A 13793-nucleotide genomic window follows, 5' to 3' on the forward strand; every position below is an offset into this window, starting at 1 on the left:
TTAAACTTCCTCTATTGTAATTTTTATATTTAAATTTGGTGATTTTATTTTCATTTCTACAAGCTGGGCATTTATCCCATCCCATACTTCAAAATCATCTAATTCACCTTGAATGTTCCAGTTAAATTTTTCCCGTGGGAAATTTTCACTTTCATCAACTTCAAAAACTTCATCATATCTTTTATCTTTTGGCTCTTGCTCTTTTACCGCTAGTTTAAAATCTTTTATTTGATCCCTGATGATCTCACCAGTAAGATATTTTTCATATACTTCTTTTTGTATATCTGTATCTTTTACCCTGGCAATTTCTTCTAGCACTGATAAAGGAAGATCGTTTTTATTATCTTCTATATCTTTTATGATCTCGCTATCTAGTTTTAAGCAGCCAAAGGCTTTTGATATATAAGATGGTGATTTGCCAATCTTTGCTGCAAGATCTGATTTTTTTTCATATTCACCACTTGCCCAAAGTTCACCAATGTATTTTGCTTTTTCAAAATCTGTTAGATCATCCCTTTGGATATTCTCAATTAATGCCAATTCTTTTACTTGATGGTATTCAAGGTTTACTATATGTGATTTGATAGTTTTCGCATTGTTAAATAAATGTGCTCTGTATCTTCTCTCACCAGCTGTTATCATGTAGCCATCATCTTTTTTTACAACAGATATTGGCTGTAACAATCCATGTTCTGAAATTGTTGCTGCTAGTTCTTCAATGTTATTAAAAGATTTTCTTGGCTGGTTTGGGTTTGGATAAACCTTTTCAATAGGTAACTCCTGAAAAGGTGAAACTCCACTTGTTTTGACTTTGCCTTTAGTGGCATTACCAATTGCTTGTAAGTTCATCACATAATCCTTTTATTTCAGCCTTTGCAACTTCATCACTGACATCAAAAACAGATTTTCCACGCCCGAGTGTTTCTTTATATACTTTTCTGTTTCTGATAATTGAGTTTTTAAGGCTTATATTTTCACTTTCTCCAATTGCCTTGGTGATAACATCAAAATCACGTGTGAGTGGGTGTATGTTGTTTAAAACCACATTTACAAATGGGTTTCCAATCTCTTCCAGGATCGCTTCAAAAGTTTTAAAACCTAAAACTTCAGTAAGTGAATTTGAAATTGGCACAATGATCTGATCACTCCAAGATATTGCAGTTCTGTTAATATCGTTATCAAAACCACCAACATCAACAATAAGTATTTCATCATCTTTGTAAGTTTCAAACTCATGTATAAGATCAGCAGCAGTTTCACACTGGATTACTTTATGTTGATCAAGTCCAGTTTCAGATCTGATGTGATTAATAAAAAAGATCGTCTGCTGGAAATCTAAATCAATGATCTTAACCTTTTGGCCATATTCAGAGATTAAACAGTTTGCTATGTTCCAGGCTAGTGTTGATTTTCCAACACCACCTTTTGTGTGTGCAACAGTTAGGATCATAATATCACCTTTCCAATTGCAAGAATTGTATTATCTATATAGATAAGTAGCTCTTCTATTTTTTTCATGTTCAGTTCCTTTTATGAAATTTTATATCCATATATCAACCACCCCGATTTAATAAAATTTAAAATAAGATCTCCTTTTGATTTAATTTCTCTAAAAAAATAAGTGCTAAAGGGTGGCTGGTATATAAACATAAAACCAGCATAGATTTAACAGTAAGTTGTAAAAGGACATAACCTTTTTTTTGAAAAGGCGTAGTAAAATTGTAAGATATACTTACTTAATTATATCTTAAATTAGTAAGTATAACTTACATTATGATCTAATATGATTTAACGAAATGAAGTAATAGAATAAATATCTACATAAACTTTTTCAAATTGAAATAAATATATAATTGAACAATAAAATTATAAAAGGATAAAAATGGGTAAAATATTTTTAGTTTTAGGTTTATTAGTTAGTAGTGCATTTTGTAGTGGATATAAAAAAGCTACAATTGAAAAACAATTTTTAAATAATGAATGTACAAAAGTAGATATAAGTAAAAAAATAAGTATTTATAATTGTAAGGATAAGACTGTAATAGTACATTATGACGAGATTTATCAAAAAGCTGAAAAATTTAGAATTATTACAGATGGTACTTCTGTTGAGTATAACGGACTTTAATAGTTATTTATGTAAGTGATAAAATTTAGGCATAAAAAAAACCAGGTTAAAAAGTAACCTGGGTTTAACGCAACTTGTGTGAATTAATCGTTATTAATCCATTTCATGTTAGTTCCTTCTTGAAATAACTGTTAAGCCCTCTTTAGGCAACACTAAATCTTCTTTTAATTCAATTTTAAATTCATTTTCTTCTATTGGGTTCATATGGATTGTATCATCGCTCTTCTTATGAAAAGCTGAAATTAATACACCTTCAACCTTAGAAGCATTATAGTCTTTATAAGTTAACGAATAGTTAAGGATAGGCCTATGAAATATATGAGTATAATTGTTATCAAAATATGGAATATCTATTTCAAAGACTTTCTTTACTTTTAATTTTTTATTAAATTTCTTTTTAAATTCAATAAGTTCTTCTTCCTCTCCTTTTTTTACAATTTGCTTTATTTGGACTCTTTCTGAATAAGTAGAAACTGATGTTGATTGACCATTTGCTTCAGCAACTTTAAAATTCTCTTTTAAAAAATCTGGCTTAGAATACTGCTTTTCCTCTTTACCGTCTACAAAGATTTTTAAGGAAATTAGTTTTAATACCTTATCAAAATTTAAAGAATGGCAATTAGGAATATTCTTAAGGGTAAAGATAGTTTGAGAAATAGGCAAAGAAGTATTATTAATAAGTTCATAACTTGTAGCAACTTTACATCTAATAACATTTTTATCTTTAGATTTAAAGCATACTATTTGCTCATCATAGTGTTTAAAATAAGTATTTATTTTTGAATCGGAATGTTCCCCTCTAGCCATAGGAATTATGTTTTTACTAATGTGTTCTGTAATCTTGTTTTTATAAATAGAATTTATGTCTGACTTAATAAACTCCTTAAGTACTTTAGCAAAAATATTTCTTAATTCTTCTTTCTTAAATCTAGAGACGTATTTATTATCTAAATATAATGTTTTTATAAAATTTTCGATTGTTTCATTTTGAAACTGTTCTTTTAGTGTAACATCATACAGTCCTGTAATTAATAATAGTCCACCGATTGCATTAAGTAAATTTAGAAATGTAACATATATAGTTTGTTGAGGACCAGGAGGAAATTGTCCACTAATTATAAAATAGCCAAGAAAAGTTATTAGGCTTAATACTATAAATTTATTTTGTATTGCTTCAGTTACTTTCATTATTTTCCTTAAATAGTTTTTTTAGTTTTTCCATCTGCTCCTGAATCTCTTTAGAACCAAAGAACTTATCATCTGATATGATTTTAATTGTTGTGTATTTATTCTTCATCTTTTTTATGCTCTTCAATTTTTATTGAAAATATTTTATTACAGTTTTGACACTGGTATCTTTGGTTTGTGTGATTTTTAAAAACTCTTTTGTCTTTTTTATGGATATATTTAGAATTACAATGTGGGCATTCAACATTATCTTCATTCTCATATGCTATTTCTATATTTTCATTTTCTTGAATATCATATTTGATTTTCATATAATCTAGTATTTCTTGTTCTGATGGATGTATTGATTTTTGTGTTTCTATTATATTTTTTGTAAGTGTATAAAAGTTAATTTTAAATTCATCATTTTGTATTAATTTCCCAACATTTTGTTTGAATGAATTTATGGTTGGCATGGGTATATTTTTGTAAACTTTTTCAAGTAATTTATCGGTTAAAAGATCATTATTTTTTTCAAGATTTTCAAATATTTCTTTTAGTATTGCTTTTTCTTTTGCATTAAAAGTGCCATCACATTTAACTATATAAAGAATTACTTTTAATAAAGCTTTGTATTTATCAATAAATTCTTCATAATATTCTTCTTGTATTTCTTTTTCTTGTTGTCTTTTTTCGTATTCAATCTTTGCTTTATATTCTTCTGAATTATAATATTTATTCATTAGATATTCTTCTACATTTTCAATGTACTCACCTGTATCAAAATCTATACATTCAATTATTCTATCTGTTCTAAATGTTCTATTTTCATCTCTTAGACTACAATGAGCAAGAATAAACCCACCAAAAGAAGCTTCACCAAATCTATACATAAATATTTCTCTTTTAGTTTCTTTGCCTTTTGCGTCTTTGTATGTTATTTTTAAATTTTTATTTAGATTTACATAATCTTGCACTTCATCATAAAACCAACCCTCAAAAGTATCATCATTTTCATAATCATTATTTGTTTCAAATCTCATAACAATATTGTGATCTTTATTTGTATTTGTGTTTTTATTTTTCTTTTTAACTAATAACCATATTATTACAAGCAGAAGAATTATGATCAACCATTCCATATTAAAAATCCTTATCTATCTTGCCAACTACTAAAGCCATCTTTAAATCAACTGGATCATCACAATGTATTGTAATAACATCATATTCTTCAGTATTTAGGGGTATCAAAGATATAATTGTTCCAGCTTCATTTATCTTATATCTTTTTATACCACTTTCACCATCTAACCAGTAGTGAACTATCTTGCCACTATCAATAACTTGATTTGGTACACAGTAAACAATATCTCCATGATTTATCTTTGGTTGCATACTATTTCCATCTGCTTCAACTGCATACATTCCAGTTTTATACATATCGTTTGGAATTGGTATTGGATCATAACCATTTAAATCATAATCTTTTGGTATTCCACATGATGACTTACCAATGAGAGGGATTACTTTTGTTTCAACTTCTTTTTTAGAACTGGCTAAATCTGTTTTTAAAATTTTTGAAAGTTTATTTATATTTTCATAAGTAGGTGTATTTTTATTAAGTTCATAGTTTGTGATTGCAACTCTACTTACTTCCATTAAATTAGCTAATTGCTGCTGTGATAATTTTTGTTTTTTTCTTGCAGCTTTTAGTTTTTCGCCAAAACTATCCATGTTATTCCTTTTAAATTGTAAGTTATACTAACATAATTTGAGTAAGTTATTCTTACAATTGTAAGAAACTATTAAGTAAGTATATCTTACTATTTCGTTATGAAAAAATTTAATTACACAAAAATTGCTAAAGATTTAAATGTTTCCCACTCTGCTGTTAGTCAATGGTTTAGTGGAAAAACGAAACCAACAATTGATAAGGTTTTTAAAATGCAACAAAACCATAATATTCCAGTCGAAGCATGGAAAGATATTAAATCTTTCATATCAAATGATACTAAAACTACTGATGTACCACAAATACAAATAAAAGAGAGGATATAGGAATGAAAAATAATTTAAAAAAGACGAAAAAAGTTATCAAGGTAATAGGTGAAGATAAAAAAGAGGCCATAAAAGTTTTAAAGCTATTAATGGCCTCTTATGAGATAAAAGCTACTGATCTTGTTTCTTGATTTTTTCAAGAATAGTGTTATATGCAGCAGCAATTCTTTTAGCATCTCTTTCTAGGTGATTAGTGACTGAGATGTTATTGTTAGCTGGCGATATTGCTTTTGTTAGTTCAAGAGCAATATCTTGTAGTTTTTCTGTTTGTTGTGTTTGAAGTTTTTGTTCTTCAATTGAAGCTTGGTTTATATCCATTGTGATGTGTCCTTTTTGATTTGATTTTATGTGCAAATAAATTATATCTAAAGAACACTTCAGAGTGAATACTCAAATTTAGTAAAGGAATTATGATGTTAAATAATATTTTTGATGTAGAAGATATGCCAAATCATAAGATCTATGAAACTGCACAAGCAGTTATTCAAGACTATATGGAAAGAAAGCATTGTAAGATTGGACTTGTTGCAAGTGAACTTGAAACAACAACTGGTGTGATGTATAGACAGCTAAACCCAAAAGATTATCAAATGAGTTTGAGCATAGATAGGATTGTAGCTATTACCAAACTTACAGGTGATACAAGAATTATTGAAGTATTAGCAAATGAGTTTGATCATGTGCTAGTTTGTAAGAAAAAAGCTCAAGCAAAATCAAGCGATATAAATCTTTTAGTTGATATTGCAAACATGGAAAACAGTGATGTATTTAGAGTGGTAAAAAAAGCTATTGAAGATAATGAAATCACACCTGATGAAAGAGAAGAGATTTTAAAAGAGATTGATGAAGCACAAAAAGCAAATGCAGAACTTAAAGATCTTGTGCTGCACTTAGCAATTAAAGATCAATAAATAAATTTTACCCGTGGGGTATGTAGGCAATCGCCAAACCGTTCTACATATCCCACACCAACAACACTAATCAGGAACTTCATAGTGAAGTCAGTTGCAATTTTATCAGTTCCTTTATTGTAACTGGCTTTAGCTGATTTCACTATGCAGTTCCTGGAATAAAGAAAGGAACAAATTGAAACATATACTAAAACAACTTAATCAAAAACCAATAGCTTATTATCCAGTTTATCGTGAAATTACTGGATCAACTACTGCTGGAATATTACTATCACAACTTATGTACTGGTTCAGCAAAAAAGATAAGATTTTTAAGACTGATAAAGAGATCCAGGAAGAAACTTTATTGAGTGAAAAAGAACTTAGAAATGCAAAAAAACTTATAAAAAAACTTGATTTTATTACAGTTTCAAGAGAGGGATTACCAGCAAAAACATTCTATGAAATTGATTGGGAAAAAATGTATTCTAGTTTAGCCCAATGGTCTAAACTTGAAAAGCCAAAAGGGCAAAACACTACTAGCCAAAAGGACAAAACACTACATGACCAAAGGGCAAAACATTCTATATATACAGAGAATACAACAGAGAATACAACAGAGAGTATAACCCCCTCTTCAATAATTTCTTTTTATAGAACTAATATTTCAAGTAAAAATCAAGACATTCAAGAGCCATCTAGTTTTAATCAAATAAACCTTAGAAAAGATGAATTTGAAAAGATCATGCTAGGACTTAAAAATTATGCAAAATATATTTCTTCTACTGGTAAAAAACCTGAAGCACTTTTCTTTTTTGTAAGAAATAGCATTTATCTTGATTACCAAGAAGAACAAGTTGCAGTAAAAGGAAAAAATGAAGCAATCGTTCCAGTTGATCTAGTAGGTAAAAGATTCATTGTTGATGGTGAAGATATTGAGTTCAAAGAGGATGGATACCTGAAAATTGAAAAAGATTGGAAAGTTACAAATGCAGCTGATGTTGAAAAATTAGTAAATCTAGTAAGGGGCGCATAATGAGAGTTTTAACAGAACTAGAATTAAAAGAGTTTCAAAAAACATACGATTTTTTAAATTACTACATTGGATCAGCTGCAAGCAAAGCAAAAAAGATTCAGGAAATCAAGTTTGATGGATCAGTTGTAAATAGTGAGATCATCAAGTTTGTAAATGGCTTTAGAAATATATTCAGAATTGAAGAACTAGGCATGACTTTCAAGTCCACTCATACAGAACTGCAAAAGATAAATCTAATGTTTAATGAAACAACAAAAGAGCATAAAAATGCAGTGATGGATAGATTGATTAAATATTGCTTTAACAACAAAGTGCAACCACATAGATTGAGAATGAGAGGTTGGAAAGCTTATCAAGTAATCAAAGATGAAACACCAGTTATTGTTGAATATGGTACAGCTGCTTAATCGTAAAAAAACAATCAGAAAACAAAAGTTTAAGATTGTAGCAAAAGGTATTGATAAATTTGCAAATTGCACTATTTATGGATTTGTTTATGATGAAAGAAAGATAAAAAAGGAATGGTTGAAGTGATATGATAGGTTCAAAAAGATATGGATCGAAAGTACAACTAAATCACTTGAAGTGTGGTGATATTTCTTATTTCATAGTTTACAAATCAGGTAAAAAAACTATTTATAAAAAAGTGGGTAGGAAGTCAGAGGGGATCAATGAAAAAAAAGCCATTGAACTTAGAAACCAAATACTTTCAGAGTTAAGACATGGGATTGATCTATCACAAAAGAGCATGAAAAATCTTACCCTTGATAAATTAGCAGAACTATATTTTAGTAGCAAAGAAGCACATAGCAAGAGCAATAGTAAATATAAAAAAGATTATGAAAAGCATATATCACCAGCATTTGGTGATATTCCTATTTCAATGCTGGATGATACATTGATCCATGAGTTCCAGGCAATCAAAGTTGCTGATGAATACAGCAAAAGCAGTATCAATCAGTATATTAAGATCTTAAAAAGAATTATCAATCATGGGATCAAAAAGCAGATCATAACTCATAATCCATTCAAAGAGATCCAAATGTTCCAGGTGGATAATTCAAGACTTAGATATTTGAGTTTGAAAGAAGTGCAGCTGCTTCAAGATGAAGTTCAAGATCATCTTCTTTTGAAGTTGGTGGTGAAGATCTCATTAAGCACTGGTGCAAGAATTAACAGTGTGCTGGGTATTCAAAAAAAGCACATTGATCAAGAGAATAAAACAGTGCAGCTATATGATCCAAAAAGAAAAGTTTGGTATGTGGGATACCTGGATCAAGAAACATTTCACCTGGTATGTGATCATATCCAGGAGTTTGGGATCAATGATCATGTAGTTTCAACAGATGGGAAGAAAACAAAATATGCAGATGTTTATAAGCTGCTAAGACTGATCTTTGATGAAAGATTTAACCAGGGATTAGACAAAAAAGACAGAGCAAACAGAGTTGTGATCCATACACTAAGACACACTTTTGCTTCACATCTTGCAATAGCTGGTGTGAGTATTCAAAAGATCCAAAAGTTGATGAACCACAAAGATATTAAACAAACAATGAAATATGCAAAACTTTCACCTGATAGTGGAAGAAATGCAGTTGAAGAACTTTATAAGGGGTGATGATGAAAAAAACAACAGATGAATACAAAGAATTGAAAGCAGTGATTAATGATTATTTTCTTAGTGAAATAAATGAAAACATTAAGATTGAAGTCGGAGTTCCTGTAAATAAAATTTTATTGGATCGTAGTTTTGAAATAGAAATTAATATTGATTTATATGTTGAAGATAGAGAAAAATTTGAAGAGGAATTAAGACAAAAAATACGCCAAGCAGTTAAGGAGCAAAATTGAAAGTTGAATTAACTGGACTGGATGATGTTCTTAAAATACTTCATCCAAGAGCATACCAAAAAGCATTGAACAGAACAGTGAATGATATTGGATCAAGAGTTAAAACTCAAACGACCAAGGAAGTAAGAAAAACATACAACATCAAAGCTGCTGAAATCAAGAACCACATAACTGTAAGAAGATCAAGATATTCAAATATGCAATATGTGATGGATGTTAGAAGTAAGAGAAGAAATGCAATTCACTTTGGTTCAAAGATTTTGAAGAAGAAAGGTTATGCAACTGTAAGGATCAAGAAAGAAAATGGAAGAAGTAAGTTAAGAAATACTTTCCTTTCAAAAGATAAAAAAGCATTGCTTCATAGAGTTGGTAAAACACAAAAAATCAAAGCAGTTCAAACAGTTTCAGTATCACAAATGTTTAATAAAAAGATTTTAGAAGAAGCAGATCAAATGGTAAAAAATGAGTTTGGAAATAAGTTAAAAAACAACTTTGATTTTTATATCAGCAAGGTTTAAAAAAAGTAGGTGAAAATTATGTATAGAAATAGGTTAGAAAATAGTATTAAATTTCCCACGGGAAAATATATCTTAATCAATTTATTTATCGTATTGCAAAGCAGTTTAAAAGTAGTAGCAAATAAAAGTAACTATATGGAATATTATTTAGGAATGAAGCAAAGCTATGAAGCCCGTATTAAAGGTACTTCCTGGGTGTTTTTCTCTGAGGGTACTATCGAGCGCAGAAAAGTTCTATTTATGAGTTTTGAAACTTGGTTATATTTTTTTAGTATCACAAATGTAGCCCTACATACCGATACATGGCAGTTATGCGATTTTTATAACTTGGTTATATTTTTGAAAATGTGGTTATAAAATGGCTAAAAAGTATATATCTCAAAGTGAATTAGCACAGTTTTGTGGGTGTACTCAACCATACATAGCAAAGTTAAAAAAACAAAAACTATTTGATGAGATTTTAGAAGGTGGAAAATTTCCAAGAAGTAGAGCAACTGAAATTGCAAAGATTATTGAAGATAATCGAGATCTAACAAGAGAGCCACAAAGAAATGCAAATGCTGCAAAGAAAAATACTAGTGAAATTTCCCCAGGGAAAAAAAACGATATTCCACAAAGTTTTGGAATGTTTGATGTTTCATATCTTGGTGCTGAAGCACAAGTTGAATTAACAGCTTTACTTGAAGATGCTAGTAATAAAAATGCAGTTCACAAAATTCAGATTAAAGATGCATTTATTGAGAGTAAAAGAAAAGAGCTTGAATTTAAAAAAGAACTTGGTGTGCTTATTGAACTTGAACAAGCTGAAGCAGTAATGGAGTTGGTAGCTTCAAATATGAAAACTAAGATGTACAATGTTTCACATCTATTTAAATCTAAATATCACAAAACTACAAAAGAGCAAGTTGAATTTTTACATATGCTTATTGATGAAGCATTTGGTGAATTTAATAAATATGGCCTTGATGATGTAAAAGGTGAAGAAGAATGAGTTGCAAACCAACTTTAACAGTTCAGCAGCAAAAACTGCTGGGATATGGTCAAGCACTTTTAAAACCTAAACCAAGATTAACTGGATCACAGTGGGCTGATACTTATTACTACTTATCACCTGAAAGTTCTGCTGCTCCTGGTAAATGGAAAACATTGCCATACCAGGTTGAACCAATTGATTGTATGACAGATGAAATTACTGAACAAGTCACTTGGTGGAAGTCTGCAAGGATTGGATATACAAAGTGTATAAATATTGCAGTTGCTTATCATGTACATCAAAACCCAGCTTCAATACTTCTTGCACAACCAACAGAAGATGAAGCACTTGGTTATGCTGAAGATGAAATTGAGCCAATGATCAGAGATAATGATGTTGTATCAGATCTTATTGGTAAGACTACAAAAAAGGGAAGAAATAAAAAAGAGAAAACAGCTAAAAAAATGTATCCAGGAGGGATACTTGAATTAGTTGGTGCGCACAGCCCTAGAAACTTTAGAAGAAGAACTGTAAGAGTATTTATCGGTGATGAAATTGATGGGTGGGAACAGTCAGCTGGTAAAGAGGGTGATCAAATATCACTGGGTAAAAAAAGAACCAATGACTTTTGGAATAGAAAAATTATTCTTGGATCTTCACCAACTACTGACCATTTATCAAAGATCAAACCTGAATTTGAAAAAGGTGATCAAAGGTATTACTATGTGCCTTGTCCTCATTGTGGCTATAAACATAAACTTGAATTTAAAAACTTTGATATGCCAAGAACAGAAGATGGTGATCTTATTGAAGATGAAGTTGGTTTCTTTTGTCCTAATTGTGGATCAAAATATACTGAAGAACATAAAATTGAAATGATTGAGAAAGGCGAGTGGATAGCTACTAAACCTTTTAAAGGTCATGCAAGTTTTCACATATGGGCTGCTTATTCATACAATGCCAACAGTTCTTGGGTTGCAATAGCTAAAGAGTGGTTTGAAGTTCAAGGAAATATTCAAAAATTAAAAACATTTACTAACCTGGTGCTTGGTGAAACTTGGGAAGAAGAACAAGGTGATGAAATTGAAGATGATGAACTACTTGAAAGAAGAGAAGATTACACAACTTTACCAAATGAAGCTATCGTTTTAACTTGTGGAGTTGATACACAAGATGATAGATTAGAAGGTGAAATTAAAGCCTGGGGAATTGGTGAAGAAAGTTGGGGAAAACTAGCTTTTAGAATAGAAGGAAGTCCAGCACAAAGTAAAGTATGGGAAGATCTTGATGATATTATATTTTCAACTTATAAAAGGGAAGATGGGGTTGAACTTAGAGTGCTTTGTACTTGTATAGATAGTGGTGGTCACTTTACTAATGATGTTTACAAATATTGCAAAAAAAGAGAGTCAAGAAGAGTGTTTGCAATAAAAGGTGCAAATACACCAGGTAAACCAATTGTATCAAGGCCCACTACTTCAAATAAATTAAAAGTGAAGCTATTTACTGTGGGAACTGATACAGCAAAAGAGCTTATTTTTTCAAGATTAAAGCTTGAAGAGTTTGGTGAGGGATATATGCACTTCAACAAAACTTATGATAAGAAATATTTCCAAATGCTAACAGCTGAAAAAGTAATTAATACATACAAAAATGGAAAAGCAGTAAGAATTTATAAACAGATTAGAGCAAGAAATGAAGCCCTGGATTACACTGTATATAATCTTGCAGCACTTAATATTTTAAATCCAAACTTCCAAAAGATTCAGGAACGATTAAAACCAGTTGAGAAAAAAGAGAAACAACCAAAACAAAGAAAACAATTAACAAGAAAAAGAGGAGGGTTTGTAAATGGCTGGAAATAATAGAGGTAGACCAAAAAGTGATGATCCGAAAATAAAATTTGATAATGTGAGATTAAAAACTACAACAATGTTTGATATAAAAATGATAGCTGAAGAACTTGGAATAAATGAAAGTGTATTAGTTCAAACTATTCTAGAAAATGAAATGCCAAAATATAAAAAGTTATTAGGGATAGAAGAATAGAATTTAAAACTATTTAATATAATATTAAATAGTTTTAAATATTATTAAATAATATTAATTAAGAGATCTTTAATATATAAACAATTATAATTCGTACATACAAATTGACATACAAATTTCGTATATTTTTATCCTAAAGTATATTTTATCTTGAAGTATATTTGTGGATGGAAACATCGTCTACGAAGTGAAGTGGGTTTACGACCAGTACTTATTTTTAAGTTAGCCCTAGATGGTTTTTAACTGCTCTCGTCTCACTTCCAATATTTATTGTTTTCTATATGCAGTAACCACTAACTTATTATTAGTAATTTCATTGACAACTAATTTATGTTTTTTTTGATTTTTAAAATTTATATATGTTGTTAAAGCTTTATTTGATACACCTTCATTATTTAATTTCAAAGCCTCTTTAAAAATAATCGGTAAGTTTAGGATGTCCATTGTTTCAAGATCATTTGGCTTATAGTGTTTTTCTAATATATGTCTAAAGCCTTTTTTACTGTCACCTTTTTCTAAAATAATAACTTTATCATTCACTTTAAATTCAACTTTTGTAATTTCACTATGAATAAATTTAATCATTTCTTTTTGGTGTGGTTTAAATTTTTTACTTTTTTTGCGCCCACTTTTTTTATTGCTAATAATTGAAATTTCTTTTTTTAATACTGCAAGACGCTCTGAATATAAACTCACCTAATGACCTTTATCCTTATTTAATTGTAAAAGATTTTATCTAAGTTACCCAAAAAAATATATTAATTTTTAGCAATATTTTACCTTTAATTTTATGAAAAATTATTTTTTGTCCCTTTTTAAATAACCCTTTTAATTGTAATAATTCGATCAATAAAAATAAAGGATTTATATTTTGGCTGAAACACCTACAAAAACTTTTGCTGAACAAATGGTTGAAAAACTTGAAGCAGTTTTACTTGGAAAAGCTTCAAATGATGTACTGGAATATGAAATCGGTGGTCGGCAATTAAAAAAATATCCTTTTACAGAAATTATGAAGTTAAGAGATAGATTTAAAAGAGAAGTTGTAGCAGAAAAAAAAGCAACTGAACTTGCAGCTGGTCTTGGTAATCCAAAAAGAAAAATTTTAACTAGGTTTTGA

Annotated in this window: 22 protein-coding genes; 14 read left to right on the plus strand and 8 right to left on the minus strand. The window is 29.4% G+C overall.

Features of this window, described 5'->3' with window-relative positions; genetic code table 11:
- On the minus strand, window positions 1-849 hold the full coding sequence (locus ACAN_RS04590; RefSeq protein ID WP_099333984.1) for a ParB/RepB/Spo0J family partition protein: 849 nt from the start codon (window positions 847-849) through the stop codon (window positions 1-3).
- Window positions 827-1450: a ParA family protein gene (locus ACAN_RS04595; RefSeq protein ID WP_099333985.1), complete on the minus strand. Its 624-nt coding sequence runs from the start codon at window positions 1448-1450 to the stop codon at window positions 827-829. Before ACAN_RS04595 ends, ACAN_RS04590 begins: the two co-directional genes overlap by 23 nt.
- Window positions 1451-1882: 432 nt before the next feature.
- On the opposite strand from ACAN_RS04595, the gene ACAN_RS04600 reads away from it, so the two are divergent.
- Entirely contained in the window at window positions 1883-2128 is a 246-nt protein-coding gene (locus ACAN_RS04600) for a hypothetical protein (RefSeq protein ID WP_099333986.1), read from the plus strand.
- A gap of 108 nt (window positions 2129-2236) precedes the next feature.
- On the opposite strand, the gene ACAN_RS04605 is transcribed toward ACAN_RS04600, so the two are convergent.
- From ACAN_RS04605 to ACAN_RS04615, 4 genes are read right to left on the minus strand one after another with little or no spacing between them, the layout of a single operon-like run.
- A complete protein-coding gene (locus tag ACAN_RS04605) occupies window positions 2237-3316 on the minus strand; it encodes a hypothetical protein (RefSeq protein ID WP_099333987.1) in 1080 nt (359 codons plus the stop codon).
- Complete coding sequence (locus ACAN_RS14085; protein WP_265734349.1) at window positions 3303-3425, minus strand: hypothetical protein; 123 nt, start codon at window positions 3423-3425, stop codon at window positions 3303-3305. Before ACAN_RS14085 ends, ACAN_RS04605 begins: the two co-directional genes overlap by 14 nt.
- The gene (locus ACAN_RS04610; RefSeq protein WP_099333988.1) at window positions 3415-4437 is read right to left on the minus strand and encodes a WYL domain-containing protein; all 1023 of its coding nucleotides are present in this window, start codon (window positions 4435-4437) and stop codon (window positions 3415-3417) included. The genes ACAN_RS14085 and ACAN_RS04610 overlap by 11 nt, the downstream gene beginning before the upstream one ends.
- Window position 4438: 1 nt before the next feature.
- A complete protein-coding gene (locus ACAN_RS04615) occupies window positions 4439-5029 on the minus strand; it encodes an XRE family transcriptional regulator (protein ID WP_099333989.1) in 591 nt (196 codons plus the stop codon).
- 99 nt (window positions 5030-5128) lie between these two features.
- Here ACAN_RS04615 and ACAN_RS14090 point away from each other — a divergent pair, with 99 nt between their 5' ends.
- Both ACAN_RS14090 and ACAN_RS14095 read left to right on the plus strand, forming a co-directional pair.
- Window positions 5129-5353, plus strand: coding sequence for a helix-turn-helix domain-containing protein (locus ACAN_RS14090; RefSeq protein WP_099333990.1), 225 nt, complete (start codon window positions 5129-5131; stop codon window positions 5351-5353).
- Between the two features lie 2 nt (window positions 5354-5355).
- Window positions 5356-5484: a hypothetical protein gene (locus tag ACAN_RS14095; RefSeq protein WP_265734350.1), complete on the plus strand. Its 129-nt coding sequence runs from the start codon at window positions 5356-5358 to the stop codon at window positions 5482-5484.
- On the opposite strand, the gene ACAN_RS04625 is transcribed toward ACAN_RS14095, so the two are convergent.
- The gene (locus ACAN_RS04625) at window positions 5465-5671 is read right to left on the minus strand and encodes a hypothetical protein (protein WP_099333991.1); all 207 of its coding nucleotides are present in this window, start codon (window positions 5669-5671) and stop codon (window positions 5465-5467) included. The genes ACAN_RS14095 and ACAN_RS04625 overlap by 20 nt on opposite strands.
- A gap of 95 nt (window positions 5672-5766) precedes the next feature.
- Here ACAN_RS04625 and ACAN_RS04630 point away from each other — a divergent pair, with 95 nt between their 5' ends.
- From ACAN_RS04630 to ACAN_RS04675, 10 genes are all read left to right on the plus strand, one after another.
- Complete coding sequence (locus tag ACAN_RS04630) at window positions 5767-6264, plus strand: phage regulatory CII family protein (RefSeq protein ID WP_165773049.1); 498 nt, start codon at window positions 5767-5769, stop codon at window positions 6262-6264.
- Between the two features lie 175 nt (window positions 6265-6439).
- Window positions 6440-7279: a hypothetical protein gene (locus ACAN_RS04635; protein WP_099333993.1), complete on the plus strand. Its 840-nt coding sequence runs from the start codon at window positions 6440-6442 to the stop codon at window positions 7277-7279.
- Complete coding sequence (locus ACAN_RS04640; protein WP_099333994.1) at window positions 7279-7686, plus strand: hypothetical protein; 408 nt, start codon at window positions 7279-7281, stop codon at window positions 7684-7686. The genes ACAN_RS04635 and ACAN_RS04640 overlap by 1 nt, the downstream gene beginning before the upstream one ends.
- Before the next feature lie 128 nt (window positions 7687-7814).
- The gene (locus ACAN_RS04645; RefSeq protein WP_099333995.1) at window positions 7815-8900 is read left to right on the plus strand and encodes a tyrosine-type recombinase/integrase; all 1086 of its coding nucleotides are present in this window, start codon (window positions 7815-7817) and stop codon (window positions 8898-8900) included.
- Window positions 8901-8902: 2 nt separating this feature from the next.
- A complete protein-coding gene (locus ACAN_RS04650) occupies window positions 8903-9133 on the plus strand; it encodes a hypothetical protein (RefSeq protein WP_099333996.1) in 231 nt (76 codons plus the stop codon).
- On the plus strand, window positions 9130-9651 hold the full coding sequence (locus ACAN_RS04655; protein ID WP_099333997.1) for a hypothetical protein: 522 nt from the start codon (window positions 9130-9132) through the stop codon (window positions 9649-9651). The genes ACAN_RS04650 and ACAN_RS04655 overlap by 4 nt, the downstream gene beginning before the upstream one ends.
- Before the next feature lie 18 nt (window positions 9652-9669).
- The gene (locus ACAN_RS04660) at window positions 9670-10008 is read left to right on the plus strand and encodes a hypothetical protein (protein WP_099333998.1); all 339 of its coding nucleotides are present in this window, start codon (window positions 9670-9672) and stop codon (window positions 10006-10008) included.
- Between the two features lies 1 nt (window position 10009).
- On the plus strand, window positions 10010-10642 hold the full coding sequence (locus ACAN_RS04665; protein WP_099333999.1) for a hypothetical protein: 633 nt from the start codon (window positions 10010-10012) through the stop codon (window positions 10640-10642).
- Complete coding sequence (locus ACAN_RS04670; protein WP_099334000.1) at window positions 10639-12489, plus strand: phage terminase large subunit family protein; 1851 nt, start codon at window positions 10639-10641, stop codon at window positions 12487-12489. Before ACAN_RS04665 ends, ACAN_RS04670 begins: the two co-directional genes overlap by 4 nt.
- Complete coding sequence (locus tag ACAN_RS04675) at window positions 12476-12673, plus strand: hypothetical protein (RefSeq protein ID WP_099334001.1); 198 nt, start codon at window positions 12476-12478, stop codon at window positions 12671-12673. The genes ACAN_RS04670 and ACAN_RS04675 overlap by 14 nt, the downstream gene beginning before the upstream one ends.
- Before the next feature lie 267 nt (window positions 12674-12940).
- Here ACAN_RS04675 and ACAN_RS04680 read toward each other — a convergent pair whose 3' ends face one another.
- On the minus strand, window positions 12941-13369 hold the full coding sequence (locus ACAN_RS04680; RefSeq protein WP_099334002.1) for a hypothetical protein: 429 nt from the start codon (window positions 13367-13369) through the stop codon (window positions 12941-12943).
- 175 nt (window positions 13370-13544) lie between these two features.
- Between ACAN_RS04680 and ACAN_RS04685 the strand changes: the two genes are divergently transcribed.
- A complete protein-coding gene (locus ACAN_RS04685) occupies window positions 13545-13793 on the plus strand; it encodes a hypothetical protein (RefSeq protein WP_099334003.1) in 249 nt (82 codons plus the stop codon).

The sequence above is a fragment of the Malaciobacter canalis genome (assembly GCF_008000835.1).
Taxonomy (GTDB): domain Bacteria; phylum Campylobacterota; class Campylobacteria; order Campylobacterales; family Arcobacteraceae; genus Malaciobacter; species Malaciobacter canalis.

Bases quoted from the DNA above. Each gene is read 5' to 3' on its own strand.
- ACAN_RS14095 (WP_265734350.1), top strand. From the start codon at position 5,356: ATGAAAAATAATTTAAAAAAGACGAAAAAAGTTATCAAGGTAATAGGT.
- ACAN_RS14090 (WP_099333990.1), top strand. From the start codon at position 5,129: ATGAAAAAATTTAATTACACAAAAATTGCTAAAGATTTAAATGTTTCC.
- ACAN_RS04660 (WP_099333998.1), top strand. From the start codon at position 9,670: ATGTATAGAAATAGGTTAGAAAATAGTATTAAATTTCCCACGGGAAAA.
- ACAN_RS04640 (WP_099333994.1), top strand. From the start codon at position 7,279: ATGAGAGTTTTAACAGAACTAGAATTAAAAGAGTTTCAAAAAACATAC.
- ACAN_RS04675 (WP_099334001.1), top strand. From the start codon at position 12,476: ATGGCTGGAAATAATAGAGGTAGACCAAAAAGTGATGATCCGAAAATA.
- ACAN_RS04590 (WP_099333984.1), bottom strand. From the start codon at position 849: ATGAACTTACAAGCAATTGGTAATGCCACTAAAGGCAAAGTCAAAACA.
- ACAN_RS04600 (WP_099333986.1), top strand. From the start codon at position 1,883: ATGGGTAAAATATTTTTAGTTTTAGGTTTATTAGTTAGTAGTGCATTT.
- ACAN_RS04595 (WP_099333985.1), bottom strand. From the start codon at position 1,450: ATGATCCTAACTGTTGCACACACAAAAGGTGGTGTTGGAAAATCAACA.
- ACAN_RS04610 (WP_099333988.1), bottom strand. From the start codon at position 4,437: ATGGAATGGTTGATCATAATTCTTCTGCTTGTAATAATATGGTTATTA.
- ACAN_RS04605 (WP_099333987.1), bottom strand. From the start codon at position 3,316: ATGAAAGTAACTGAAGCAATACAAAATAAATTTATAGTATTAAGCCTA.
- ACAN_RS04615 (WP_099333989.1), bottom strand. From the start codon at position 5,029: ATGGATAGTTTTGGCGAAAAACTAAAAGCTGCAAGAAAAAAACAAAAA.
- ACAN_RS14085 (WP_265734349.1), bottom strand. From the start codon at position 3,425: ATGAAGAATAAATACACAACAATTAAAATCATATCAGATGATAAGTTC.
- ACAN_RS04670 (WP_099334000.1), top strand. From the start codon at position 10,639: ATGAGTTGCAAACCAACTTTAACAGTTCAGCAGCAAAAACTGCTGGGA.
- ACAN_RS04645 (WP_099333995.1), top strand. From the start codon at position 7,815: ATGATAGGTTCAAAAAGATATGGATCGAAAGTACAACTAAATCACTTG.
- ACAN_RS04665 (WP_099333999.1), top strand. From the start codon at position 10,010: ATGGCTAAAAAGTATATATCTCAAAGTGAATTAGCACAGTTTTGTGGG.
- ACAN_RS04650 (WP_099333996.1), top strand. From the start codon at position 8,903: ATGAAAAAAACAACAGATGAATACAAAGAATTGAAAGCAGTGATTAAT.
- ACAN_RS04625 (WP_099333991.1), bottom strand. From the start codon at position 5,671: ATGGATATAAACCAAGCTTCAATTGAAGAACAAAAACTTCAAACACAA.
- ACAN_RS04630 (WP_165773049.1), top strand. From the start codon at position 5,767: ATGTTAAATAATATTTTTGATGTAGAAGATATGCCAAATCATAAGATC.